The organism is Amorphoplanes digitatis, from assembly GCF_014205335.1.
GTDB lineage: Bacteria > Actinomycetota > Actinomycetes > Mycobacteriales > Micromonosporaceae > Actinoplanes > Actinoplanes digitatus.
This window is the reverse complement of sequence record NZ_JACHNH010000001.1, coordinates 3,953,867-3,977,475: the sequence shown is the minus strand read 5'-3', so window position 1 is coordinate 3,977,475 and position 23,609 is coordinate 3,953,867. Positions and strand designations below refer to the sequence as shown.

At 72.5% G+C, this 23,609-nt stretch carries 24 protein-coding genes; 8 read left to right on the top strand and 16 right to left on the bottom strand.

All coding sequences use genetic code 11. The annotated features are described in order from the left end of the window. Positions 1-115: 115 nt before the first annotated feature. From BJ971_RS17265 to BJ971_RS17250, 4 genes are all read left to right on the top strand, one after another. On the top strand, positions 116-877 hold the full coding sequence (locus BJ971_RS17265; RefSeq protein WP_184994290.1) for a DUF4386 family protein: 762 nt from the start codon (positions 116-118) through the stop codon (positions 875-877). A gap of 102 nt (positions 878-979) precedes the next feature. After that, entirely contained in the window at positions 980-1,540 is a 561-nt protein-coding gene (locus BJ971_RS17260) for a DoxX family membrane protein (protein ID WP_184994289.1), read from the top strand. A 164-nt stretch (positions 1,541-1,704) separates the two neighbouring features. Then, a complete protein-coding gene (locus BJ971_RS17255) occupies positions 1,705-3,522 on the top strand; it encodes a putative nucleotidyltransferase substrate binding domain-containing protein (RefSeq protein WP_184994288.1) in 1,818 nt (605 codons plus the stop codon). 10 nt (positions 3,523-3,532) lie between these two features. After that, positions 3,533-4,186: a 3'-5' exonuclease gene (locus BJ971_RS17250; protein ID WP_184994287.1), complete on the top strand. Its 654-nt coding sequence runs from the start codon at positions 3,533-3,535 to the stop codon at positions 4,184-4,186. A 25-nt stretch (positions 4,187-4,211) separates the two neighbouring features. On the opposite strand, the gene BJ971_RS17245 is transcribed toward BJ971_RS17250, so the two are convergent. The 8 genes from BJ971_RS17245 to BJ971_RS17210 all read right to left on the bottom strand — a co-directional run bounded on the left by BJ971_RS17245 (position 4,212) and on the right by BJ971_RS17210 (position 9,793). Continuing rightward, on the bottom strand, positions 4,212-5,483 hold the full coding sequence (locus BJ971_RS17245; RefSeq protein ID WP_184994286.1) for an ABC transporter ATP-binding protein: 1,272 nt from the start codon (positions 5,481-5,483) through the stop codon (positions 4,212-4,214). Continuing rightward, complete coding sequence (locus tag BJ971_RS17240; protein WP_184994285.1) at positions 5,480-5,689, bottom strand: PLDc N-terminal domain-containing protein; 210 nt, start codon at positions 5,687-5,689, stop codon at positions 5,480-5,482. Before BJ971_RS17240 ends, BJ971_RS17245 begins: the two co-directional genes overlap by 4 nt. 13 nt (positions 5,690-5,702) lie before the next feature. Then, positions 5,703-6,716, bottom strand: coding sequence for a type I glyceraldehyde-3-phosphate dehydrogenase (gene gap, locus BJ971_RS17235; RefSeq protein WP_184994284.1), 1,014 nt, complete (start codon positions 6,714-6,716; stop codon positions 5,703-5,705). Positions 6,717-6,915: 199 nt separating this feature from the next. Beyond that, positions 6,916-7,428, bottom strand: coding sequence for a DsrE/DsrF/DrsH-like family protein (locus tag BJ971_RS17230; RefSeq protein ID WP_184994283.1), 513 nt, complete (start codon positions 7,426-7,428; stop codon positions 6,916-6,918). Between the two features lie 14 nt (positions 7,429-7,442). Beyond that, positions 7,443-7,757 (bottom strand): TusE/DsrC/DsvC family sulfur relay protein, encoded by a 315-nt coding sequence (locus tag BJ971_RS17225; RefSeq protein WP_184994282.1) that lies wholly within the window; start codon positions 7,755-7,757, stop codon positions 7,443-7,445. Next, a complete protein-coding gene (sqr, locus tag BJ971_RS17220) occupies positions 7,754-9,004 on the bottom strand; it encodes a type III sulfide quinone reductase, selenoprotein subtype (RefSeq protein WP_184994281.1) in 1,251 nt (416 codons plus the stop codon). The genes BJ971_RS17225 and sqr overlap by 4 nt, the downstream gene beginning before the upstream one ends. Before the next feature lie 124 nt (positions 9,005-9,128). After that, entirely contained in the window at positions 9,129-9,347 is a 219-nt protein-coding gene (locus tag BJ971_RS17215) for a hypothetical protein (RefSeq protein WP_184994280.1), read from the bottom strand. After that, a complete protein-coding gene (locus BJ971_RS17210) occupies positions 9,344-9,793 on the bottom strand; it encodes a DUF697 domain-containing protein (protein ID WP_184994279.1) in 450 nt (149 codons plus the stop codon). The genes BJ971_RS17215 and BJ971_RS17210 overlap by 4 nt, the downstream gene beginning before the upstream one ends. Positions 9,794-9,941: 148 nt before the next feature. Here BJ971_RS17210 and BJ971_RS17205 point away from each other — a divergent pair, with 148 nt between their 5' ends. After that, complete coding sequence (locus BJ971_RS17205) at positions 9,942-10,349, top strand: hypothetical protein (protein ID WP_184994278.1); 408 nt, start codon at positions 9,942-9,944, stop codon at positions 10,347-10,349. An 11-nt stretch (positions 10,350-10,360) separates the two neighbouring features. Here BJ971_RS17205 and BJ971_RS17200 read toward each other — a convergent pair whose 3' ends face one another. The 3 genes from BJ971_RS17200 to BJ971_RS17190 are packed head-to-tail and all read right to left on the bottom strand — an operon-like array spanning position 10,361 to position 14,531. After that, positions 10,361-11,137: an AfsR/SARP family transcriptional regulator gene (locus BJ971_RS17200; RefSeq protein WP_184994277.1), complete on the bottom strand. Its 777-nt coding sequence runs from the start codon at positions 11,135-11,137 to the stop codon at positions 10,361-10,363. Positions 11,138-11,178: 41 nt separating this feature from the next. Further along, positions 11,179-12,912 carry an ABC transporter ATP-binding protein gene (locus tag BJ971_RS17195; protein ID WP_184994276.1) on the bottom strand — a complete coding sequence of 578 codons (1,734 nt, stop codon included), beginning with the start codon at positions 12,910-12,912 and terminating at the stop codon, positions 11,179-11,181. After that, positions 12,909-14,531: an ABC transporter transmembrane domain-containing protein gene (locus BJ971_RS17190; RefSeq protein ID WP_203709128.1), complete on the bottom strand. Its 1,623-nt coding sequence runs from the start codon at positions 14,529-14,531 to the stop codon at positions 12,909-12,911. Before BJ971_RS17190 ends, BJ971_RS17195 begins: the two co-directional genes overlap by 4 nt. 164 nt (positions 14,532-14,695) lie before the next feature. Between BJ971_RS17190 and folP the strand changes: the two genes are divergently transcribed. Next, the gene (folP, locus tag BJ971_RS17185; protein WP_239087189.1) at positions 14,696-15,577 is read left to right on the top strand and encodes a dihydropteroate synthase; all 882 of its coding nucleotides are present in this window, start codon (positions 14,696-14,698) and stop codon (positions 15,575-15,577) included. Here folP and BJ971_RS17180 read toward each other — a convergent pair. The 4 genes from BJ971_RS17180 to BJ971_RS17165 are packed head-to-tail and all read right to left on the bottom strand — an operon-like array spanning position 15,574 to position 18,406. Next, positions 15,574-16,629 carry an amidoligase family protein gene (locus BJ971_RS17180; protein WP_184994274.1) on the bottom strand — a complete coding sequence of 352 codons (1,056 nt, stop codon included), beginning with the start codon at positions 16,627-16,629 and terminating at the stop codon, positions 15,574-15,576. The two genes, folP and BJ971_RS17180, sit on opposite strands and share 4 nt — an antisense overlap. Continuing rightward, on the bottom strand, positions 16,626-17,285 hold the full coding sequence (locus tag BJ971_RS17175) for a hypothetical protein (protein ID WP_184994273.1): 660 nt from the start codon (positions 17,283-17,285) through the stop codon (positions 16,626-16,628). The genes BJ971_RS17180 and BJ971_RS17175 overlap by 4 nt, the downstream gene beginning before the upstream one ends. After that, positions 17,282-17,800: a SigE family RNA polymerase sigma factor gene (locus tag BJ971_RS17170; protein ID WP_184998917.1), complete on the bottom strand. Its 519-nt coding sequence runs from the start codon at positions 17,798-17,800 to the stop codon at positions 17,282-17,284. Before BJ971_RS17170 ends, BJ971_RS17175 begins: the two co-directional genes overlap by 4 nt. A 36-nt stretch (positions 17,801-17,836) precedes the next feature. Continuing rightward, positions 17,837-18,406 (bottom strand): TetR/AcrR family transcriptional regulator, encoded by a 570-nt coding sequence (locus BJ971_RS17165; RefSeq protein WP_184994272.1) that lies wholly within the window; start codon positions 18,404-18,406, stop codon positions 17,837-17,839. A 90-nt stretch (positions 18,407-18,496) separates the two neighbouring features. Between BJ971_RS17165 and BJ971_RS17160 the strand changes: the two genes are divergently transcribed. Both BJ971_RS17160 and BJ971_RS17155 read left to right on the top strand, forming a co-directional pair. Then, complete coding sequence (locus BJ971_RS17160; protein ID WP_184994271.1) at positions 18,497-19,852, top strand: MFS transporter; 1,356 nt, start codon at positions 18,497-18,499, stop codon at positions 19,850-19,852. Between the two features lie 109 nt (positions 19,853-19,961). Next, positions 19,962-21,626 carry a glycoside hydrolase family 99 protein gene (locus BJ971_RS17155; RefSeq protein ID WP_184994270.1) on the top strand — a complete coding sequence of 555 codons (1,665 nt, stop codon included), beginning with the start codon at positions 19,962-19,964 and terminating at the stop codon, positions 21,624-21,626. A gap of 53 nt (positions 21,627-21,679) precedes the next feature. On the opposite strand, the gene BJ971_RS17150 is transcribed toward BJ971_RS17155, so the two are convergent. Continuing rightward, positions 21,680-23,476, bottom strand: a complete 1,797-nt coding sequence (locus tag BJ971_RS17150; protein ID WP_239087190.1) for a LamG-like jellyroll fold domain-containing protein — start codon at positions 23,474-23,476, stop codon at positions 21,680-21,682. Between the last annotated feature and the right edge of the window lie 133 nt (positions 23,477-23,609).

The window sequence follows — 23,609 nt, the reverse complement described above, 5'->3', positions numbered from 1 at the left end:
CACCATCCGGGCCTCGCCACGACGGAGGCGTCCGGCCCGACCGGCCGGGACGAACTTCTCTGGACGGTGCCCGGGCATTGACCGACGCTGAGGAGAACGCTCGGAGGTGAGCCGAATGAACGCAGCACACCCGAAGGTACGGTCGGCGCCGGCGATCGTGCCGGACGCCTCGTGGCGCGACCTTTACCGCATCGGCGGGTGGTGCGGCATCCTCATCGTCGTGCCGTACCTCGCGGCCATGGTCGCCGTCGCGATGACGCCGCCACCGGCGGAGGCCGGCGCAGCGGAGACACTCGAACACGTCGCCGCGCACAAGTGGCTGTACGGCATCGAGCAGGTGCTGTGGATCGCGCCCGGCGTGCTGGCGATGGTGGTGTTCCTGGCGCTGACGGCCGCGATGTGGCGGGTGGACAAGGCCGCGGCGGCGATCGCCGGCACGATCGGCACCACGGCCTGGGCGCTGACCCTCGCCCTGCCGACCAGCGGCGGCGGGTCGCTGCTGCTGCTCGATCTCGCCGACCGCTACCAGGCCGCCGGGTCCGACGCGCAGCGCGACGCCTACGTGACCCTCGCCCAGCAGTTGATCGCCGAGAACGACATGCCCGGCTTCGTCGGCGTGCTGACCACCGTCGGCATTCTGCTCATCTCCCTGGTCATGACCAAGGGCGGCGTCCCGCGGTGGGTCGCCTGGCTCGGCGTCGCGACCGGCGCCATCGGCATCGTGTCCGAGGCGCTGCGGCCTCTGCTCGGTGCCGGCTACGCCGTCTACGGAACTCTCCTGCTCGCCTGGTTCCTTGCCGTCGGCGTCACGCTGCGCCGACTGGCCGGACCAGGCGGGAGGCCCACACCGGACGACGTCGCCCGACCGGCCCTCTGAGGTCGGGACCTTGGTCCCGACATGATCGGGCGTTTGGGCTCAGGCGTGCCCCGCGCCGCTCCGGCAGAGTCGAAGGCACAGACATCGATGAAGGAGGACACCATGACCACCACCGGCCACGGCCCGACGACTCACCTCGAGCAGGTCGAGGCCCCCGGTTCCATGCTCACCCACGCCGCCGCCAAGTCCCTCGCGGTCCTGCGCGTCTCCACCGGCTTCGTGTTCCTCTGGGCATTCTTCGACAAGACCTTCGGCTGGGGCTACGCCACCCCGGCGGCCAAGGCCTGGATCAACGGCGGCTCCCCCACCAAAGGCTTCCTGTCCAGCGTCGAGGTCGGCCCGTTCCAGAACTTCTTCCACAGCATCGCCGGCGACACCTGGACCAACTGGGCCTTCATGCTCGGCCTGCTCGGCATCGGCCTCGCCCTGACCGCCGGCATCGGCCTGCGCATCGCCGCCGGCGCCCTCGCCCTGATGATGGCCATGATGTGGGCAGCGGAATGGCCGCTCGCCTCCGGCTCCAGCAACCCCGTCACCGACTACCACTTCATCTACGCGGTCGTCGGCGTCGTCCTGGCCCTCACCTACGCCGGGCACACCTGGGGCCTCGGCCGACGCTGGGCCTCCCTGCCCCTGGTCCAGAAGAACCGCTGGCTCATCTGACCACTCACCCACGAAGGCCCGGTCCGCAACGGACCGGGCCGCACCCATCCTGGACACGCTGCGGGATGTGGTGGACAACGCCACGGCCGCGGCGACGCTTCGGCGGCTCGGGCGCCGCGCGCGGCCCACGACGAGGTAGCAGGCAGGCCGGGAAGGCGGTTGCGGTGAAGGAGTTCGCTGACTTCCTCGGCGAGCAGCCGCCGTTCGACGCCCTCGACGCCGAGGACATGGCCCGGCTGGTGGCCCGGGTGGAGGTCGAGTACTTCGCCGCCGGAGCGGTCGTGGTCGCCGAGGACGAGGACCGGCTCCGGCACCTGTGGGTGGTCCGCACCGGCGCCTTGGAGGTCCTGGATCGCGGGCAGGTCGTCGACCTGCTCGGCGTGGGTGACACGTTCGGGCACCTCTGGTTGCTGTCCGGGCTGCCACCCCGGCTCCTGGTGCGGGCGCACGAGGACAGCCTGTGCCTGCGTATCCCCGACCCGCGGGCGTTCCTCGCCCACCCGGAGCGGCTGCGGTTCGCCGCGGTGGACACGGTCGTGCGGCGGCGGCTCACCGACGGCGGTGTGCGCCGGGCCGACCGGCGGCTGGCGGACGTGATGCGCCCGATCGTCTGGTGCGCCGAATCGGACCTCGTCCGGCACACCGCCGACCGGATCGGCGCCGCCGGCACCTCGTGCGCGCTGGTCCGGACCGCCGCCGGCCTGGGCATCGTCACCGACCACGACTTCCGGCACCGGGTGGCCACCGGGCACATCGGCGTCGACGCTCCGGTCGCCCGGCTGGCGACCGTGCCGGCGTTGACCATCGACGAGGACGCCACCCAGACCGCCGGCCTGCTGCGCATGGTGGAGCACGGCGTCCACCATCTCGTGGTGACCGGCCAGTCTGGCCGCCCCGTCGGCGTGATCCGGGTCGTCGACCTCGCCCGGGCGGAGGTCCGCAACCCGCTACTGGTCCGCTCCGCGATCGAGGACGCCACGTCGGGCGAGCAACTGGCCCGGGCGGCGCGCCTGCTGCCGACCACGATCGTCGAGCTGTGCGACGACGGCGTGGCCGCCGCACACATCGGCGCGGTGCACGCGGCGGTGGTCGACGCCGTCGTCCGGCGGGTCCTGGACCTGAACCCGAGCCCGGCGCTGGCCGCGGTGCGACACTCCTGGGTCCTGCTCGGCTCGCTGGCCCGGCGTGAGCCGCTACCCCTTTCGGACCTCGACACGGCGCTGGTCTGGGCCGACCCGCCGGCGTCGGCGCCGGACCTCGGCCCGGAGATCCGGACGGCCGCCCGGGAGATCCTGCGCGAGCTGCAAACCTGCGGCCTGACGTTGTGCGCGAACGGAGCCAACGCACACAATCCCGTGTTCAGCCGGTCCCGGTCCGACTGGGCCGCCGCCGCCCGCGCCTGGCAGCACGACCCCACCGGAGAGAACGCGCTGCTGCTGTCGGCGATGGTGGCCGACAGCCGCCCGGTCACCGACCCGGCGCTGGGCCGCGCCCTGACCGAACAGATCCGCTCACACACCCGCACCACCCAGTTCATACGGGCCCTGCTCGACGAGGCACTCGGCTGGCGGCCGCCCACCGGATTCGTCCGGGACTTCGTCGTCGCCCACAGCGGTGAACACCGCGGCCAGCTCGACCTCAAGAGCGGCGGGCTCGTCCCGGTAGTGGCGCTGGCACGGTGGATCGCGATCGTCAGCGGCGACGCCCGCGGCACGACGCCCGACCGGCTGCGCCGCGGCGCACAGGAAGGCCTACTCAGCACGGACGAGGCCGACACGCTCGCCGGCGGCTTCGACGACGCCTACTCGCTGCTGCTGCGCCACGAGGTGCACGCCATCCACGACGGAGTCCCGCCCACGACCTACTTCGCCCCGGCCGACCTCGACACCCTCACCCGCCGACACCTGCGCGAGTCGTTCCGCGCCATCGCCATGGTCCAGGCCAGAGTGGACCGCGACTGGACCAGACGGCTCGACCGGTGACACCGGCACGATGAGACTCCGCCGCGGAACGTCGCTCCCCGCACCGCACCCGTCCCTGACCTGGCGTGCGGCCGAGTTCTGCGTCGTCGACGTGGAAACCACCGGCCTGGACCTACGCCGCGACGACATCATCGCGTACGGGGCGACGATCGTGACACACGCCCGGATCCCGTGCGACCGGATCGCCTACGGCCTGGTACGCCCGCCCCGCCCCGTGTCGGCGCCGGCGCTCGCCGTCCATGCGCTACGCACCGCCGACCTGGCCGGCGCGCCCGCCATCGACGAGGTCGTGGACCGCCTCGTCGACCTGCTGTCCGGCCGGGTCCTGGTGGCGCACGCGGCCTGGGTCGAGCGGGCCTTCCTCAACCGGGCACTGCGCCCACGCGGAATCAGGCTGGCGCGGGCGACGATCGACACCGCCGCCCTGCTGCGGGCCTGCCGCCTCGCGGACCCCGACCGGCCGGGCGAGCCGAACCTGGAGGCCGCCTCGCGCCGGCTCGGGCTGCCCGTACACACTCCGCACCATGCCCTCGGCGACGCGTTCACCACCGCGCAGCTGTTCCTCGCGCTGGCCACCCGGTTGGAGGCCTCCCATGCCCGGAACCGGCCACGGCCGCTGACCCTGCGACAGCTGTACGCGATCTCCCGCTACCACCGCCTGTGAACAAATGCCCGGGGCGGCCGCGAAATCACAGCTCGCGGCGATCGCCGAGCACGACCGCACCGGTCAGGGCCACCGCGGCGAGGAGCACCGTCACCACCAGACCAGGCAGATAGTCGGCCGCCGAGGCGCCCGCGGTGAGGTCGGCGAGGGCGCCCAGCAGCCCCGTCGGCAACCAGGTGCTCGCGCCGGTGGCGCCGCCGAGGACACCGATGAACAGCAGCAGACCCATTGTGAGTCCGGCCGCGGCAAGGACGCCGCGCACCAGCACCGCCACGAGGGCGACCAGCGCCACGGCGAACGCCAGAAAGACGATGCCGTACGCGATTCCGGCCACCATCGCGCCCGCGGACGGGGCACCGAGCAGCACCGTCGTCTCGTACCACGCACAGGCGGACCCGAGAAGCAGGCCGGCGACGGCACCGGCGAGGACGTCCTCCAGCCGAGCCTCCTGCGGGCCGAGGCTGACGACCCCGGCGCCGGCCCGGGCAAGCACGCCGGCCAGGAAGGTCTCCGCTTCGCCCAGCGTGCGTACGCCGACAAGCAGGTCGCCGCGGTCGGCACGCAGGGACGTCACCCACGGCTGCCGACGAAGTAGCGGCTCCGCCCGGTCCCGGCCGCTGCGTAGCCGAACACGGTAGGCCGGCGTAGCCCGCCCGACGATCAGTTCCTCCAGGGTGCCCTGGAAGAGCAGCCGTCCCTCGCGCAGGACCCCGATCCGGTCACAGACCTCCTGCACATCGGCCAGGATGTGGCTGGAGAACACGACGGTCGCACGTCCGCGCATCCGGGCGATCAGGTCGAGCACCTCCCGGCGCCCGGCCGGGTCGAGGGCCGAGGCGGGCTCGTCCAGCAGCAGCAACTCCGGCTCGCCCACCACCGTGGCGGCCAGCCCCAGCCGCTGGAGCATGCCACGCGAATAGCCGCCGACCCGGCGGTCCGCCGCACCGGCGAGTCCGGTCTCCGCCAGCACCGCCTCGATCCGCAAGGCCGGGATCGTGACCCCGGACGGTCGGCCGGCGAGGTGCGCGGCCAACGCGACGACCTCGCGGCCGGTCAGCCAGGGGTCGAACTGGGGCGTGTCCGGCAGGCATGCGATCCGGCCGGGACCCGCACCGAGCCGGACGCTGCCGCTGGTCGCCCGGCGCAACCCGGAGAGGATGCCGAGCAGCGTCGTCTTGCCCGCGCCGTTCGGGCCGACGAGCGCGTAGACGGAGCCGGCCGGAACGGACAGGTCGACACCGTCCAGAGCGGCGTGCGATCCGTAGCGCTTCACCAGCGCGGCCGTTTCGACCTTCATCGGTGTTCGCGACCGATGAGCAGGTAGACGACTCCGCCGAGCGGGATCGAGACGACGCAGATCAGGGCCCAGACCCATTTGGGCAGGTAACGCACCCGGGTGCGGGACAGATCGTGGAGGCAGTACCCGACGAAGGCCACCGCGAGCAGAATCAGCGGCAGTAGCGCCGCCACCGGGAGTCCGCCCTGCGCGGCCGCGTGACTCATGACTCGCGATCCCTCACTTTCCGGCCATCTGCCTGGTCAGGTCGACGAGGCGGTTGGTGTAACCCCACTCGTTGTCGTACCAGCCGAACACCTTCACCAGGCGGCCGTGGGCCTGAGTGAGGCCGGCGTCGAACACACACGACGCCGGGTCGCCGACGATGTCGGTGGAGACCAGCGGCGCCTCGGTGTAGCGGATGATCCCGTGCATCGGCTGCCCCGGCGCGGCGGCCGCCGCGACCACCTCGTTGATCCTCACGGCGGTGACGTCGGCGGCCAGGATCAGTGACAGGTCGCTGATCGAGCCGTCCGCGACGGGCACCCGCAGCGCGACCCCGTCGAGGCGGCCGGCCAGCTCGGGAAGCACCAGCCCGACGGCCTTCGCCGCGCCGGTGCTGGTCGGGATGATGTTCACACCCGCCGCCCGAGCCCGGCGCGGGTCCTTGTGCGGCGCGTCCAGCACGTTCTGGTCGTTGGTGTACGCGTGCACGGTGGTCAGGTAACCGCTCTCGATGCCGAACGCGTCGTGCAGCACCTTGACCAGCGGCGCCACGCAGTTGGTCGTGCACGAGGCGGCGGACACGATCTGATGCACGTCCGGGTCGTAGGTGTCCGCGTTCACCCCGGGAACCAGGGTGGCGTCGACACCCTTGCCCGGCGCGGAGATCAGCACCCGGCCGGCGCCGGCCTTCAGGTGCAGCGCCGCCTCGTCACGGGTACGCAGCTTGCCGGTGGCCTCGATCACCAGGTCGACGCCCAGCTCGGCCCAGGGCAGCGCATCGGGACGGCGTTCGGCGAAGGTCGCGATGTCGTGCCCGCCGACGATCAGCCGGTCCTCCGCGTAGCCGACGTCAACGCCGATCCGGCCGAACGTCGAGTCGTACTCCAGCAGATGCGCGAGGGTGGCGGCGTCGTACAGGTCGTTGATCGCCACCACCTGCAGGCCGGCGTCGGCCGGCGCCTTGGTCAGGCGGCGCAGGTAGTTGCGGCCGATCCGGCCGAAACCGTTGATCGCGATGCGGTAGGTCATGATGTTCTCCCAGCTCGGCTCTCTCACCACACCCTCTCTCCAGGACAGAGCCGCGGGCAGGGCCGAAGGTCCCCCGGTCCGGGACACCCCGCACGCCCGCGCGTCCCATCGACACCCTGGTCGTCCCCGCGGCGGCAATGGGTTCTCGCGGCAGACGGAAGCCCTGCCGGACAACGCTGTCCGACAGGGCCGTGGCGACTCAGATGAAGAGCAGTTGGGCGCCGTCGGTCTTCTCGATGAAGTCCGCCGCGCTGATGATGGCTTCCACGCCGTCGTACAGGTCCTCCTCGTCCAGGTGCATCATGTCGGCGGACATCCGGCACGCCCACAGGTGCCCACCGGAGTCGACGATCTGCGCCAGGAACTCCGGCACCTCCGGAACCCCGACGTCCTGGATCTGCTTCTTCATCTGCCGGGTCGCCATTCCCGTCACCCCGGGCAGGCCGCCGAGGCCCTGCGGAAGGTGGGTGGCGGTGTTGCCGAGCATGGTGAATTTCAGGTCGCCCATCCGCGACTTCGTGATCATGTCGAAGCCCCAGAACGTGAAGAACAGGTGCGTCTCGACCCCTTCGCCGAGGGCGGCGTTGGCCAGGATCAGGCCGGGGTAGGCCATGTCCAGGTTGCCCTTGGAGCAGATGATCGCCAGTTTGCGGCCCTGGGTGGCGGCGTCACCGAAGTCGGGGACGACCGCGATGCTGGTCTCGGTGGTCATGGCGATGCCTTCCTTCACACGCAGCCGTGCGGCTTGGGCAGACCGGCGACATACGCCATCTTCTTGGCCGGCTTGCCCGGGAACAGCGCGAACATTTCCTTGATCGGTATCCCGGCGAGGGTGGACACCCGGCGCAGCGTGGCGGTCTGACCCTGCGCGCGGAAGTCCTCGCGCAGGAACCGGATCGCCCTCCAGTGCGCGTCGCTCAGTTCGATGCCGATCCGGGCGGCGAGTCCCCGGCCCAGGTCCTCACTCCACTCGCCGTACTCGGTGAGGAATCCCTCGGCGTCGACGTGGACCGGCGTCCCGGCGATGGTGGCGACGGTCATGATTGCGGCTCCTTCACGGGTTGGTGTTTCCCGGCCATGGACATGTGCGACGGCAGCGGGATCCGGCGGCCGGGCAGCAACAGGTGCCAGTAGATCCAGCGGAACGCGAGCTTGCCCCAGTGGTTGCGGGCGTTCTCCCTCAACAGCCCGAACGGGCCGATCACCGGCAACGGGTAGCTGCCGGGGAGAGGCTCGGTGTCGTAGTTGAAGTCGATCAGCAGCCCTTTGCCGCCACCGGACTCGATGAAGCAGTTCGCGTGCCCGTCGAAGCTGCCGGTCATCGGCTGCCCCGCGATGTGTTCGCAGAAGTTGTCGGCGAACACCTCGACCGAGAAGTGCGCGACGGACCCGGCCTTCGAGGTGGGAATGTCGTTCGCGTCGCCGAGCGCGAAGATGTCGGCATGCCGGGTGGACAGGAACGTGTGCCTGTCGACCGGTACGAGATTCAGTTCATCGCCCAGCCCGGATCGGGCCACGAAGTCGGCGCCCATGTTCAGCGGAACGGTGACCAGCAGATCGAACGGCACCTCGCGCCCGTCATACGAGACAAGGGTTTTGGTGTCGGTGTCGATGCGCTCGACAAGGAAGTCCGGCTCGACGACGATCCTGCGTTCGTCGAGCATCGCGCCGAGGTGCTCCGCCGCGATCGGCTTCGTGAAGGCACCGGGCAGCGGGGTCACGTACACGATCTCGGCCCGGTCCCGGATCCCCCGCGCCCGGAGGTACGCGTCGGCGAGGAACGTGAACTCCAGCGGCGCGACCGGGCACTTGATCGGCATGTCGGTGATGTGCACGACCAGCCGGCCACCCTCAAAGCTCTCCAGGGCGGCCTTGAGCGCGGTCGCACCGTCGAGACTGAAGAAATCGAAGACGCTGCGCCGCCACTGCGGACCGAGCATCCCCGGAGTCTGATCCGGGCGAGGACTCACACCAGTCGCGATGACCAGCTGGTCGTAGGACAGTTCCCGGCCGCCGGCCAGGATGACCGTGTTCGTGTCCGCGTCGACCAGCGCGATCTCGCCGAGGACGAGATCCACACCGTCGGGCAGGAAATGCCGCCGCGGCTTGACGATCTGCTGCGCCTGGATGGTGCCGAACGGCAGGAAGAGCAGCCCCGGCTGATACAGGTGATCATCGTCGTGATCGACGACGGTGACCTGCCAATCGCCACGATCGAGCCGGCGGCGCAGCTTGTTTGCCACCATCGTGCCGGCCGTCCCGCCGCCGAGTATCAGGAGCCGCTGCATGGCGTCCTCCCACATCTGTGATCGACACCCTCTCGGGTCTCCATCACCGACGCTACGTATACCCACCCCGGACGATCAGAGGCGAAGGTCCCGGCCGAGCGGGACAACCTCGGCCTCGGCGGGGTCAGATCACTCGGCCGCGGTGGTGGTGGAGGGTGGCGGTCGCGGCGGCGCCGGCGGTGGCGGTGATCGCGGCCTCGACCAGGTTCACCACGTCCTCGTGTGTGAGTTCGCCGAGCTCCGCGGCCACGTCGGTGACCAGGTCCAGGATCTGCTCGGCGACGTCCTCGGCCAGGCCGGTGACGGCCTCGAGGATCTGGTCCATGAGGCTGTCGTCGATCATTTCGTCTCCCGTCCGGTGGTGAGGTTTCGGCGGGCCTCGACCACCGCGCCGCGGACGATGGCGCGTAGTTCGGCCTGCGACGTGTGGCCCTTGAAGTAGTGCTTGGCCGCGGTGCCGGCGGCATACGCGACGGCCGCGCTGGTGACCGCGTCAAGGGCCATCGCCGCCGGCGTGCCGAGGCCCGTCGGTGTCAGCAGCCACACCATGAACTGGCCTCCGACCAAAGCCGACATATAGACGAACCCAGCCGCCTTGAAGAACTGGCGGATCAGTTTCCAAGCGTCGCGCTTGGACAGTTCGACGCCGTAGCAGGTGCCGATCGCCACGACCCCGCCGGCCACCGCACCCATGAAGGGAATGAGCAGGGGCACCGGCACGCCGCCGGCGGCCACCCCGGTGGCGACCATGCCCTTGATGATCCTGTCCGCCTTCTCGTCCGGTGTCATGCGGGGACAGACGGGGGAATCTCCGCCCTGATACAGGGCCGCGCCGGGAGCCGCGGCCCGGCCGGTTAAGCGCGGATTAAGTGCCGACTAGGTGCGGGCCGGTCGGCTGTATCCCGTCAGATCCGTACCGAACGAGGAGACCGCACCGATGACCACGACCACCGCGAACGCACACGACGCGGCCATCAAGCTGCTCTACGCCGCCGACAAGGGCACCGACTTCACCGTCGGCGTCCTGGACCTGGGCAAGCCGTTCGACGTCGTCGCCGACGTCGAGATCGGCGAGAATCTGAACGAGGACGTCGACGAGCACTCGATCCGGGTGTCGATCGTCAACCTCAGCTCCGCCAACCGCATCGCCCTCGGCACCGTGAGCGCGGTGATCAAGCCGCAGAACAACACGCCGCGGCGGGATCGGCTGCGGGTGCCGTTCGGTGCGCTCGCCAACGCCGACCCCGGTGACGTGATCCAGGCGATCGGCTCCTACAAGGTGACCGCGGGCATCAACACCGACGTCTCCGTCGCCTTCAGCGAGACCTTCACCGTCGGCGGCTGACCTCCGGCGTATCACGCCGGCTGGAGCGTCCGCTCCGGCCGGCGCAGCCGTTCGTACAGCTCGGTGGTCTCGGCGGCGGGGCGTACCCGCAGGTCGGCCCAGAGCGTGGTGACCAGCTGCCGGTATTGCAGCAGGGCCAGGTGGCGCAGGCCGGCCCGTGCGTAGCACAGCATCAGCGCGCGGTGGACGTCCTCGTTGCACGGGTCGTCGGCGAGGATCCGCCGGGCCAGGGTCGCGGCGGCGCCGTACTCGCCGCGCCCGGCGTAGAGGAGCACGAGGTTGCTCTGCGCCTCCAGGGCGACGGCGCGCAGGGCCGCGCGCCGGGCCGCGGCCCAGTCCGCGTACGGCCGGTCGGGCAGGAAGCCGCCGCGGAACAGCATTCCGGCGGCCTCGTAGTGCCGCGTGGCCTCGGCCGGGTCCGCGCCGGCCTGCGCCCGGCGCCCGGCGCGGCAGAGCCGTTCGAACTCGTCGGTGTCGGTCCACACCTGCGCGGCCCGGGCGATCCGGTACGCCTCGCCGCACCGCTCGATCACCGGGTCGGCCGAGGCGGCCCGCAGCGTCTTGCGTACCCCGGCGAGCAGTACGTGCAGGCGGTTGCGGCCCGCGGCCGGGCGGGCCCGTGGCCAGAACGTGTCGATCAGGACGTCCCGCGGGGTCGGCGTCTCGCGGTGCAGCAGCAGGTAGACGATCAGGTCCCTGCCGTGGCGGCTGGGCGTCTCGACGAGCCGGCCGTTGACGATCACCCGCACGTCGCCGAGCAGGTATGCCCGTACCCGAATTCCTTGCATGGTGGACAGACCCGGCCGTGCCGGCGCCTGATACGGCCGGCTCAGCCGTGCCAGGTGCGCCACAGGTTGGCGTACGTGCCGCCGGCCGCGACCAGGTCGTCGTGGGTGCCCAGTTCGACGAGCCGGCCGCCGTCCATGACCGCCACCCGGTCGGCGTCGTGCGCGGTCTGGAGGCGGTGCGCGATCGCGATCACGGTGCGGTCGTGCAGCACCGCGGCGAGGGCGCGCTCCGCGTCCCGCGCGGTCGTCGGGTCGAGCAGCGCGGTCGCCTCGTCCAGCACCACGGTGTGCGGGTCGGCGAGGACGACCCGGGCCAGCGCGAGCTGCTGTGCCTGCGCGCCGTCCAGGACGAAGCCGTCGCCGCCCAGCCGGGTGTCGAGGCCGTCGGGCAGGTCCGTCGCCCAGTCGGCGCCGACGACGGCAAGTGCCGAGATCAGCTCGTCGTCGGTGGCGTCCGGTGCGGCCAGGGTCAGGTTGTCGCGGACCGCGTCGCGGAACACGTGGTGTTCCTGGGTGACCAGCACGACCTGGCGGCGCAGCAGGCCGGGCGGCAGCCGGGAGATCTCCACGCCGCCGACGGTCAGGCTGCCCGCGCGCGGGCGGTCGACCCCGGTGAGCAGCCGCCCGAGGGTGGACTTGCCGGCGCCGGACGGTCCGACCAGGGCGAGGCGCTCCCCCGGCCGCACGGTCAGGTCGACGCCGCGCAGCACGTCGCGGTCGCCCTCGTAGGCGTAGCGGACGCCCCGGACCTCGATCCGGTCGCCGGCCGGCGCCGCGCGCTCGGTCACGACGGCCGGCGGGATCGCGGCCAGGCCCTCGACGCGGGCGAAGGAGGCGCCGCTGCTCTGTAGCTGCTCCAGCCAGACCAGGATCGCGTCCAGCGGCACGGCCAGCTGCCGCAGGTAGAGCGCGCAGGCCGCGACGGCGCCGAGGCTCAGCCTGCCGTCGATGTACAGCGCGCCGCCGACAAGCAGGACGCCGACGACCGGCACCACGTAGGAGACGTCGACCGCGGGGAACAGCACGCTGCGCAGGGACAGGGTCCGCAGCCGGGTGTGCCGGGCCCGGTGTATCGCCTCGTCGGCCACCGCGGTCCGGCGGTCGCGCAGCCCGAGCGCCTCGACGGTGCGGGTGCCGGCGATGGTCGAGGCGAGTTCGTCGGCGAGCACGGAGCCGGCCGCGCCCTCCTCCAGGTACGCGGTCCGCGCCCGGCGCAGGTACCAGCGGGTGACGACCGGGATGCCGGCGAGCCCGAGCAGGGCGACGGCGCCGAGCAGCGGGTCGAGCAGGAAGACGGCGACGAGTACGAACAGCGCCTGCACGGCCGCGATGAGCACCTCGGGGATGGCGTCGCGCAGGGTCGCGGCCACCGTGCCGACGTCGACGGTGCCCCGCGCGGTGAGGTCGCCTGCCGGTACCCGCTCGACCACGGACGCGGGCAGGGCGAGTGCCCGGTCGAGGAAGCGTTCGCGGACCCGGGCGGCCGTGCGCTCGCCGAAGCGGTAGCCGACGGCGAGCGCCGTGCGGGCCAGGATGATCTGGACGATCGTGCACAGCAGGACGGCCAGGGCGAGCCGGTCGACGACGCCGACCGGGGCGGGGCCGGCGGTGACCGTGTCGATGATCCGGCCGAGCAGCCACGGCCCGGCCAGCCCGGCGATCGCCGCGAGGGCGTTGAAGAGCACCATCTGCGCGACCGCGCCCCGGTCGTCGCGGATCAGCCCGGCCACGGCCCTGCGCACGTGCGCGCGCCCGGCGACCGGCAGCTCCGTCATCGCCGGGCCGCCTCGGGCAGGGCGGCCTCCCCCGCCGCCCGGGTCACCAGCGCGCGGTAGCCGGGCTCGGTGTCGAGCAGCGCGCGGTGGGTGCCGGTGGCCGCGAGCCGTCCGCCGACGATGTAGTGCACGATGTCGGCGCGGTCCAGCATGGCCGGTGAGGTGGTCGCGACCAGCGTGGCCCGGCCGGCCCGGGCCGCGGGCAGGCGCTCGGCGATGGCGGCCTCGGTGTGCGCGTCGACGGCGGAGGTCGGCTCGACGGCGAGCAGAATCTCCGGGTCGGCGTAGAGGGCGCGGGCCAGCCGTACCCGCTGGCGCTGGCCGCCGGAGAGGTTGCGGCCCTGTGTGTCGATCACCGACGCCGTCCCGTCCGGCAGGCCGTCGACGATGTCGCACGCCGCGGCCGCGGCCAGGGCCCGGGCGACGGCCTCGTCGTCGGGCTCGGAGCGGCCGGCGACGACGTCGCCGAGCGCGCCGGTGAACAGGTAGGCCTCGTTGTCGGCGACCAGGATCCGGTCGCGGACCGCGAGCCCGTCCACGCGCCGGCCGCCCCAGGTCACCGCCGTGGGCCCGTACCGGCCGAGGCGGTCGACGACGGCGGCGGCGTCGGCGGGCCGGGCGGTGGCCAGCGCGACGAGCCGCCCGGGGATGACGACCACGCCGGAGTCGGGGTCGCGCAGCACGGCCGGGCCGTCGGGGCCCTGCCCGCGCGGCGGCGGATCCACCGGCAGCCGCAGGAAGTCGACGATCCGGCGCCCGGCGACCAGCGCCCGGCTGATGTCGAAGCCGCCCTCGATGAAGAACGCGACCGGCACGACGAGCACCGCCGCGTACCCCCAGACGGCGACCAGCTCGCCCACCGTGATGTCGCCCTGCGCGGCCATCCGGGCGGCCAGCCAGATCACCACGGCCAGGAAGAGCGCGGGCAGCCCCACGCCGAGCGCCTGTATCCAGCTGGTCACGGCGCCGACCCGGTAGCCGACCTCGGCGACGGCCCGCGAGTCGCGCCGGTACCGGCGCGCGTAGCCGTCCTTGCCGCCGAGGCCGTTGAGGACGCGCAGGCCGTCGATGATGTCGACGAGCCGGTCGGCGAGCGCGCCCTGCCGCTCCCGGTAGCGGGCGCCGGCCCGCTGGAGCCGGCCGAGCATCGGGCCGACGACGACGGCGAGCACCGGCACCCCGGCGAGCACCACGACGGCAAGCAGCGGGGAGATCTCCAGCATCAGCACGGCCACCACCACGTACGCGAGGACGGCGCCGAGCCCCGGCCCGGTGACCGTGAGTGCCTGCGCCAGGACCCAGACGTCGGCGATGCCGATGGTGACGATCTCGCCGGCGCCGATGCGCCGCGGCAGCGCGGCGCCGAGGCGGGTGGCGTGCGCGATGACCGCCCGGACGGTCCGGAAGCCGCCGTCGAGCCGGATCTTCGTCATCGTGCGGTGCCGCAGGATGGCGAGCAGCGCGTTGACCGCGCCGACGGCGAACAGGGCCGCGACCCAGGCGGCGAGCGCGGCCGGGTCGCGCCGCTGGAGGCCCCGGTCGATGGCCTGTGCGAGCAGGTAGGGCGGGAGCGTCAGCCCTACCATCCATAACGAGCCGATCAGGGCGCCGGTGGCGATGCGCCCCTTCTGCCGCCGGATGAGCCACCACAGGTAAGGCAACGGGCCGCGCACGTCCGCGACCGGGAGTCCTGCTTCCGTCACGCCTTGCACCATAGAGCAGGTTCGATCAAAGGCGGGAGGCCGAGTCCGGGGGATCCTCGCCACCGGGTTAGTCTCCCGAGGTGAGCGACTACGCACCCCCGCTGATCAGCGCCGAACGGGTCATCGGGGGGCGGGCTTTCGACTTCTCGCGCCGGGTCGCGGTCATGGCGATCGTCAACCGCACGCCGGACTCGTTCCACGACCAGGGCCGCACGTTCGCCCTCGAGAAGGCCGTCGAGGCGGTCCGGGCGGCGGCCGGCGCGGGCGCGGACTGGATCGACATCGGCGGCGTGCCGTTCGCGCCCGGGCCGGACGTCAGCGTCGAGGAGGAGCTGCGGCGGGTGCTGCCCGTGGTCGAGGCGGCCCGGGACCTGGCGGTGGTCTCGGTCGACACCTACCGGCCGGAGGTGGCCCGCGAGGTGATCAAGGCGGGCGCGGGGGTCGTCAACGACACCTCGGGCCTGCGCGATCCCGCGATGGCCGACGCGGTCGCCGGCACCGCGGCGTCCCTGGTGATCACGCACAGCCTGGCCGCGCCGCGCACCCTGCACCCGAGCCCGCAGTACGGCGACGTGACCGCGGAGGTCGCCGACTTCCTGCGGCGGCGGGTGGAGCTGGCCCTGTCCCGCGGCGTACGGCCGGACCAGATCATCATCGATCCGGGCCACGACCTGAACAAGAACACGTACCACTCGCTGGAGCTGACCCGTCGGCTGCGGGAGATCACCGAGATCGGCTACCCGACCCTCGCCGCGCTGAGCAACAAGGACTTCATCGGCGAGACGCTGGACCGCCCGCAGCAGGAGCGCCTGGTGGGCACGGTCGCGACGGTGGTCTTCTGCATCATGCGGGGCGCCCGGATCGTGCGCGTGCACGATGTGCCGGCGGCGGTCGACGCGGTCCGGATGACCGAGGCGATGCTGGGGCTGCGCGAGCCCGCGTACACCCGGCACAACATCTAGGCGAGTGCCGTTGCGGCGAGTCCCATCAGGGCTTCCGTCGCGGCGTGGGGATCGGCGGGTGCGGCCGGCACCGGCTCCGGGTCGAGGCAGCGGTCCAGGAGCAGCTCGACCAGGCCGGCCCGGTTGAGGATGTCCGCGGTGTCGATCGCGCCGGGCAGGATCCGGATCTCGATCGTGTCCCGGACCGGGTCGTCGCGCAGCAGCTGGGTCAGGTTGACGTCGAAGAACTTGGTAAGCCCGCCCTGCTCCGCCGCCGCGCACAGCTCGTCGTGGGACGGGGTGCCGGCGACGGCGGCGACCAGCGGCGCGGGCAGCGGTGCGAGGCGGCGGCAGGCCGGGTTGGTGGCCAGCAGCGTCCGCAGCGGCTCGCGCCAGTAGGCGAACAGCCGTACGACGTTGGCCAGGGCGTGCGGCTCCCGGAACGGCGCGCCGTCCAGGTGCAGGTGCACGGCGGCCTCGAGCGGCACGGTGAAGCCGAGCTCGCGGGCCGGGCCGAGCAGCCGCTCCAGGGCGGCGCCGTGGTCGCCGGTCAGCGGCGGCGTGATGATCTCGCAGGGGCGCTCCCGCTCGCCGCCCTGCGGCGCCGCGAGGGCGATCGTCGCGCCGGCCGCGTCGTCCAGCCGGTAGACGTCGCCGACCCGCTGCACCGCGGTGCCCCATAGCCGGGCCGCCGCGCCGAGCGCGTCCGGCAGAGCGCCGCCCGGATCGCTCTGCGCCTCGAGCAGCCGCAGCAGCCGGGGGTCGTCGCTGAGGATCCGGAACCAGCCCGGCGGCGCGGCGGCGCGGCGGTCGAGCCCGTCGATCAGCGTGATGTCGTCGACGAGGGTGCAGAGCGGTTCGCCGTCGCGGCCGCCTACCTCGAAGCCCTGCGTCAGGTGCAGGAACCGCCCCAGGCCGGGTACCAGGGACGGCTCGCTGTCGTGGTGCCACACCGGCCGGACCTGGCCGCCGCAGCGGGCGGCCAGATCCTGGGCCAGGGTGCGACGGCTGTGGCCTGGCGGGGCCATCAGCTCGATCTCGAACCCCGTACGCCGGTGCAGCCGGGCGGTCACGGGCGGATCGGCAGGGTCTCCCCGGCCAGCAGCTTCTTGCCGCCGGCGACCTTCGCCGCGTACGGGGTCTTCGTCTTCCAGATCTTGGCGAGCTTGACCGCGTCGTCGTAGTCGTAGCCGGCGCCGAAGAAGGCCGCGACCCGCTTCTCCTCCTTGGTGGGCGGCGCGGGCGGCCCGGGCGTACCCTCGCCCGGCTTGACCGGGAGCACCTGGCCGGCCAGCAGCCGCCGCCCGGCCTCGACCTTGATGTCGCCGATGTCGGCCTTCGGCTTCTTCCAGATCTTGGCCAGCTTCACGGCGTCGTCATAGTCGTAGCCGGCGCCGAAGTAGGCGTCGAACTCGTCCTGGTTCGGGTCGATCGGCTGGGCCGACGGCGTCGCCGAGGGCACGGCCGGCGCGGCCGGCCCGGCCGCCTGGAAGGCGGGTGCCACCGCGACGTTGTCGTTCGGCGCCGCGGGCAGCAGCGCGGGCAGGTGCATCACCCCGGCGATCAGGCCGGCGCCCAGCACGGCACCGCCGGCGGCCTGCGCGCCGCGCCGGCGCCACTGGTAGCCCCGGGCGAGCTGCTGTACGCGGGCGTACACCTCGGCCGGATCCGGGCCTTCGTTCTCATGGGCTTCGAATGCCCTACGGAGCTGGTCTCCGTGTTCGGTCACGACATCTCCTCGGCGTGGATCCTGGTCTGCTGCTCCGACTCGAGCCGGAGACTCTTCAATGCCCTCGACGCGTGACTGCGGACGGTCGCCGGCGAGCAGCCGATCAGGTCGGCGATCGCCTCGTCCTCGAGCTGCTCGTAGTAGCGCAGCACGAGCACGGCCCGTTGCTTGCGCCCGAGCGTGCCCAGCCGGTGCCACAGCTCGTCGGCCTCGACGACGGCCTGGGCGTGGTCGCGTACCCCGCCGCGGGCGTCGTCGATGTCGACGAGCCGTTCGCCGACGGCGTGCACGTTGCGGGCCGCCCAGCTACGCCGCCAGGAGAGGTACTCGTTGAGCACCATCCTGCGCACGTACGCCTCGGGTGAGTCCGCAACGCCGATCCGCCGCCACTTGACCTGCGCCCGGGCCAGCACCTCCTGTACGACGTCCTGCGCCAGGTCGCGGTCGCCGGTGAGGACGACCGCGTAGCGCAGCAGACTGGAAAGCCGGGCCACCGCGAACTGCTCGAAGGTCACATCCACTAGAACGCATCCCCGCCGTCGTCTGTGCAGTCATGATCCGAACTTTTCCGGGCCGCGCAGCGACGCCGGGAGGTCGAGGCTGTCGACCAGGTCTTTCATCCGATCGTCGGGCGGCACCGCGCCGGGCCCGATGACGTTCATCGCGCCGAGCACTGTCAGCAGCATGCCGGAGGCGAAGAAGTCGCGGGTCTGCTCCGCGTCCGCGCCGGTCAGCTCGCGCACCGTCGCGTACAGCCGGGCGAAGCACGCCCGGACCACGGGGCCGATGGCCGGGTCGGCGCCGGCGGCGAAGCCGTGCAGCATCACGGTGATCAGCTCGCGCTCGGCGAGCAGCTCGTCGTAGGCGTCGCCGAGGCCGGCGAGGTCCGGGCTGGCCGCGCGGAAGCGCCGCTCGATGCGGTCGGCCGCGTGCTCGACGGTCGCGATGAACAGCTGCTGCTTGGTCCCGAAGAGCCTGATCACGTACGGCTGGGAGACGCCGGCGAGGCGCGCCACCTGGTCTGTCGTCGTGCCGGCGTAGCCGCCGGCGGTGAACGCCGTCAGGGCCGCGCCGATCAGCTGGCCGTGGCGTTCCTCGGCGGTCAGGCGGGTCCTGGTCACGGCGCTCCCTCGGATTCGGCGGTTGACAGGTTATCAGCCGATAACTAGGTTCGATGGCTAGTTATCAGTGAATAACAACTAGGGGTCGGGATGAAGCGCGTGCTCGCCGCCACCGGCCTGCCGATCTTCATGGTCACGCTGGACAACCTGGTGGTGACCACGGCCCTGCCGGTGATCCGCGCCGATCTCGGCGCCTCCGTGACCGACCTGCAGTGGTTCGTGAACGCGTACACGCTGCCGTTCGCCGCCTTTCTGCTCACCGCCGCCGCGCTCGGCGACCGGCTCGGCCGGCGCCGGGTGTTTCTGGCCGGCATCGTGCTGTTCACCCTCGCCTCGGCCGCCGCCGCGCTGAGCACGCAGCCGTGGATGCTGACCGCCTCACGGGCCGCGCAGGGCCTGGCCGGCGCCGCGGTCGCGCCGCTGTCGCTGACCCTGCTGGCCCAGGCCGTCCCGGACCGGCGGCGCAGCGCGGCGGTGGGCGTCTGGGGCGGCATCAGCGGCCTGGGCATCGCGGTCGGCCCGGTCGTCGGCGGCGCGGTGGCGCAGGGGCTGCACTGGTCGTGGATCTTCTGGCTGAACGTGCCCGTCGGCGTGGTCGCCGTCGCCCTGGCCGCGGCCGTGCTGCCCGAGTCGCGCGGCGGCGCGGCCCGGCTCGACCCGCTCGGCCTGCTGCTCTCCGCGGCCGGCATGCTGCTGCTGGTCTGGGGCGTCGCGGACGGCCCGGGGCACGGCTGGTCGTCGCCGCGCGTGCTGTCCATGCTGATCGGCGGGGCCACGCTCCTGGTGGCGTTCGTCGGCTGGCAGCACCGCAACCCCGCGCCGATGCTGCCGCTCTCGCTGTTCCGCTCGCGCGGCTTCAGCCTGATCAGCGTCGTGAGCCTGACCTTCTCCGCCGGCGCGTTCGGCTCGGTGTTCCTGCTCGCCCAGTTCTTCCAGGTGGCGCAGGGGCTGAGCCCGCTGGACGCGGGCGTCCGCACGCTGCCCTGGACCATGGCCCCGATGGTCGTCGCGCCGCTGGCCGGCGTCTTCGCGGACCGCCTCGGCCTGCGGAACCTGATCGTCGCGGGCCAGGCGCTGCTGGCGACAGGCGTGCTGTGGATCGCGAGCAGGACGACGGCCGACGTCACCTACGGCGGGCTCGTCGTCGCGCTGGTCCTGGCGGGCGCCGGCATGGGCCTGACGTTCGCGCCGCTCAGCACGATGACCCTGGCCGGCGTGCCGGACCGGGAGCACGGCGTGGCGTCGGGCGCCAACAACACGATCCGCGAGCTCGGGGTCGCGGTCGGGGTCGCGGCGCTGGCCTCGGTCTTCAGCTCGTACGGCGGCTACGCGAGCCGCCAGTCCTTCGTGGACGGCCTGGTGCCGGCGGTCGCGGTCGGCGCCGGCCTCATCGCGGCGGGCGCCCTGGTGGCGCTGTGGCTGCCTTCTTTCAGGCGCAAGTCCTGATTGTTTCATAATTTGGTTCAACTATTGCGTGAATGTGTCGGGCACTGCCACGATGACCGTCGATCCGTCATCCCCACTCCCCCGAGTTCGGATCAAGAGGAGCGTCGCCGTGCCCGTCTCCCGCCGTACCCTTCTCGCCACCATGGCCGCCGGCTCCGCGGCGGCACTCGCCAGACCCGCCGCGGCCGCCGCGGCCTCGCCGCCCGGCGACGTCGTCGGCAAGATCAGCGCCGGCTACCAGGGCTGGTTCGCCTGCCCCGGCGACGGCGCACCGATCGGCGGCTGGTGGCACTGGAGCCGCGACCGGTTCCAGCCGCCGTCGCCCGCCAACACCACGATCGTGTCCTGGCCGGACCTGACCGACCTCGCGCACGGCTACCCGACCGCCTACCCGAACCTGGGCGACGGGCGGCCCGCGCGGCTCTTCTCCTCCTACGACCAGCAGACCGTCGACACCCACTTCGGCTGGATGCGGCAGTACGGCGTCGACACGGCGGCGCTCCAGCGCTTCAACCCGTTCGGCGACGAGGGCCCGACCCGCGACGCCATGGCGGTCAAGGTCCGCGGCGCGGCCGAGGCCACCGGCCGCAAGTTCTACATCATGTACGACGTGACGGGCTGGACGAACATGCAGTCCGAACTCAAGACCGACTGGACCATGAAGATGTCCGCGCACACGGCGTCACCGGCGTACGCGCGGCAGAACGGCCGGCCGGTCGTGTGCATCTGGGGCTTCGGCTTCAACGAGCCGGGCCGCCCGTTCGCGCCGGGACCGTGCCTCGAGGTGATCAACTGGTTCAAGGGTCAGGGCTGCTACGTGATCGGCGGCGTGCCGACCTGGTGGCGGGCGGGCATCAACGACTCCCGGCCCGGCTTCGGCGAGGTGTACCACGCGTTCCACATGATCTCGCCGTGGATGGTGGGCCGCGCCGCGAGCCCGGCGGACCTGGACTCGTACTACGCCAACGTCAACGTCGGCGACTACGCGGACTGCCAGGCGCACGGCATCGACTACCAGCCGTGCGTGCTGCCGGGCGACCTCTCCTCCGGGCACCGCCGGCACGGCGACTACTACTGGCGCAGCCTCTACAACATGATCCGGCTCGGCTCGCAGGGCCTCTACGTGTCCATGTTCGACGAGTTCAACGAGGGCAACCAGATCGCAAAGACCGCGCCGACCGCCGCATCGGTGCCGGCCGGCTCCGGCATCCGGGCGCTGGACGAGGACGGCACCGCCTGCTCCTCCGACTACTACCTGCGCATCACCGCCGACGGCGGCCGGATGCTCAAGGGACAGCTGGCACTTACCGCGACCCGCCCGACCGCGCCCGTCGTGGGCGGCGGCACCGGGCCGGACCCCACCCGGGACCTGGCCGCGGGCCGCCCGACGGCCGAGAGCGGGCACACACAGGTGTACGGCCCGGGCAACGCGGTCGACGGCAACCCCGGCACCTACTGGGAGAGCGTCAACAACGCGTTCCCGCAGTGGCTCCAGGTCGACCTCGGCGCGGCCACCGCGGTCGCGCGGGTGGTCCTGCGGCTGCCGCCGGGCTGGGGACAGCGCACCCAGACGCTGCGGATCGAGGGCAGCACGGACGGCGCCGCGTTCACGACCCTCGCCGGCGCCGCCGGCCGCGCGTTCGACCCGGCCACCGGCAACCAGGCGACGATCTCCTGCTCCGGCGCGCCGGCCCGCCACCTGCGGGTGACGTTCACGGCCAACACCGGCTGGCCGGCCGGCCAGGCCTCCTCCCTCGAGGTGTACGCCGCATGACCCGGCCCCTGCGGCTTCCATCCTCAGCCGCAGGGGCCGCCGGCCCGCCCAGGTCAGCCGATGCTGACCCACACGTCGTCGATGCTGCCGTGGAACTGGTCGTTATCCACGCCCGTGCCCTTACCGCCGAGGCTCAGCGGCTGCGCCGTGGTGATCGCCAGGCCGGCCGGCAGCGTCGCGCTGCCCGCCTCCTGGTCGTCGACGTGGATCGACAGGCTGGTGCCGGCACGCCGGCACTCGAGCGTGTGCCACGCACCGTCGGCGATCGACCGGCCGCCCCGGGCCACGTGGATGGTCGGCTGACCCTGGTCGCTCATCACGCACGTCGGCTTGCCGGAGACGCCGTCGACCTGGAGCTTGTACTGGCCGCCGCCCGCGGTCGAGTAGCCCTTCTGCATCACGTTCTCGCCGGACGAGGTCTCGGCCGGAGACAGCAGCACCGCCGCGCCGTAGCGCAGGTTCCGGGTACCCGGGTTCAGGTCCGGCACCTCGCCGGAGCGCAGCACGACCCGGGCGCAGTCGGTGCCGGTGCACTTGGTCGGGAACGCGATCGCCGTGCCGTCGCCGTGCCGGACCGACTTGAGCGCGCCGCCGTTGACCGCCTGGGTCCGCAGCACATGCCCGTTGCCGGACCCGTCGTCGTAGCTGCCGTCATTGACGGTCGAGTCGAAGTTGTACGACGCCACGTACGGCGACGACGGGGCGGGCGGCGCGGGCGGCACGGTGCCGGCCTCGGTCGGGCCGCCGAAGGACGCGTACCGCTTCTGCGCCGAACCGGTGATGGTGGTGAAGTCGCCGCCGACGCTGATCAGGCCGATGGCCGGGTTCGCGGCGAGGGTGCGCACCCCGACGACGCCGTTGGCCTGCGGGGCCCATTCGGTCAGGTTGCCCGCGCCGTCGATCGCCGCGAGCTTGACCCGCGGCACCGAGCCGTCGGTGCAGACGCCCTTGATCCCGTTGTTGGTCGTCGTGCAGGCCTTGTCGAAGTGCCCGCCGACGTACGTGGTGCCGTTCATGACGGCGATCGCCTGCGCGTCGCCGTCGAACACCCGGGTCCAGCGGGTCGCGCCGGCGAAGGTGTACGCGATGGCCCGGCCGCCCAGGCCGCCCAGCGCCGCGTAGACGCCGTCGGTGTCGGCGGCGAGGGCGAAGACCTGCGAGACCGGCTTGGGCTTGAAGCCCGCGTCCAGCACGCCCGTGTTGCCGTCCACCGCGGCGAGCCGCAGCGTGGACTTGACCCCGTTGACCTTGTGGAACGTGCCGCCGAGGTAGACCCGGCCGCCGGCGACGGCGAGCGCGTTGACGGTGTCGTCGGCCATCGGCGCCCAGGCGTCGAGCAGCCCGGTGGTGGTGCTGAACGCGGCCAGGTTGGCCCGCGGCGAGCCGTCGACGGCGGTGAGCCGGCCGGCGACGTAGAGCCGGCCGTTGGCCACGGCGAGCGCGTTCGGCTGGCCGAGCACGGTGTGCTTGAGCGCGCCGAGGACGCCGGTGTCGGCGTCGATGCTCGCCACGGCGTCGCGCGACATGCCGGCGACCTTGTCGAAGTCGCCGGCGGCGAACACCGTGGCGCCGTCGACGGCGAGCGCCCGGACGGTGGCGTCGGCGCCGGGGTTCCAGTCGAGCAGGGCGCCGGTCCGCGCGTTGAAGGCCGCCAGGCGCTGCCGGGCGATGGTCTTGCCGCCGACCAGGGCGCCGGTGAAGGATCCGCCGGCGTAGACGATGTCGCCGCGGTGTGCGATCGCGTACACCGGGCCGTTGAACGACGGCGACGGGGTGGGCGCCCCGGTAACGACCTCGGCGAGGGCGGCGCCGCCCACGGCGACGACCACCGTGGCGACGCCGACGGTCACGAACCTACGTACGACGAATTTCAGGCTATTTCGGTTATTACGCACAACGGGAACTAACGGGGCTCGCGCCCAAAGGACGCGAGCGCGGGACGTTGAACGGATCACGTGGCGCTATGGGGTGACGGGCCCGGAC

Coding starts and splice junctions, on each gene's coding strand:
- BJ971_RS17265 (WP_184994290.1), top strand. CDS start 116: ATGAACGCAGCACACCCGAAGGTACGGTCGGCGCCGGCGATCGTGCCG.
- BJ971_RS17260 (WP_184994289.1), top strand. CDS start 980: ATGACCACCACCGGCCACGGCCCGACGACTCACCTCGAGCAGGTCGAG.
- BJ971_RS17250 (WP_184994287.1), top strand. CDS start 3,533: ATGAGACTCCGCCGCGGAACGTCGCTCCCCGCACCGCACCCGTCCCTG.
- BJ971_RS17245 (WP_184994286.1), bottom strand. CDS start 5,483: ATGAAGGTCGAAACGGCCGCGCTGGTGAAGCGCTACGGATCGCACGCC.
- BJ971_RS17240 (WP_184994285.1), bottom strand. CDS start 5,689: ATGAGTCACGCGGCCGCGCAGGGCGGACTCCCGGTGGCGGCGCTACTG.
- gap (WP_184994284.1), bottom strand. CDS start 6,716: ATGACCTACCGCATCGCGATCAACGGTTTCGGCCGGATCGGCCGCAAC.
- BJ971_RS17230 (WP_184994283.1), bottom strand. CDS start 7,428: ATGACCACCGAGACCAGCATCGCGGTCGTCCCCGACTTCGGTGACGCC.
- BJ971_RS17225 (WP_184994282.1), bottom strand. CDS start 7,757: ATGACCGTCGCCACCATCGCCGGGACGCCGGTCCACGTCGACGCCGAG.
- sqr (WP_184994281.1), bottom strand. CDS start 9,004: ATGCAGCGGCTCCTGATACTCGGCGGCGGGACGGCCGGCACGATGGTG.
- BJ971_RS17215 (WP_184994280.1), bottom strand. CDS start 9,347: ATGATCGACGACAGCCTCATGGACCAGATCCTCGAGGCCGTCACCGGC.
- BJ971_RS17210 (WP_184994279.1), bottom strand. CDS start 9,793: ATGACACCGGACGAGAAGGCGGACAGGATCATCAAGGGCATGGTCGCC.
- BJ971_RS17205 (WP_184994278.1), top strand. CDS start 9,942: ATGACCACGACCACCGCGAACGCACACGACGCGGCCATCAAGCTGCTC.
- BJ971_RS17200 (WP_184994277.1), bottom strand. CDS start 11,137: ATGCAAGGAATTCGGGTACGGGCATACCTGCTCGGCGACGTGCGGGTG.
- BJ971_RS17195 (WP_184994276.1), bottom strand. CDS start 12,912: ATGACGGAGCTGCCGGTCGCCGGGCGCGCGCACGTGCGCAGGGCCGTG.
- BJ971_RS17160 (WP_184994271.1), top strand. CDS start 18,497: ATGAAGCGCGTGCTCGCCGCCACCGGCCTGCCGATCTTCATGGTCACG.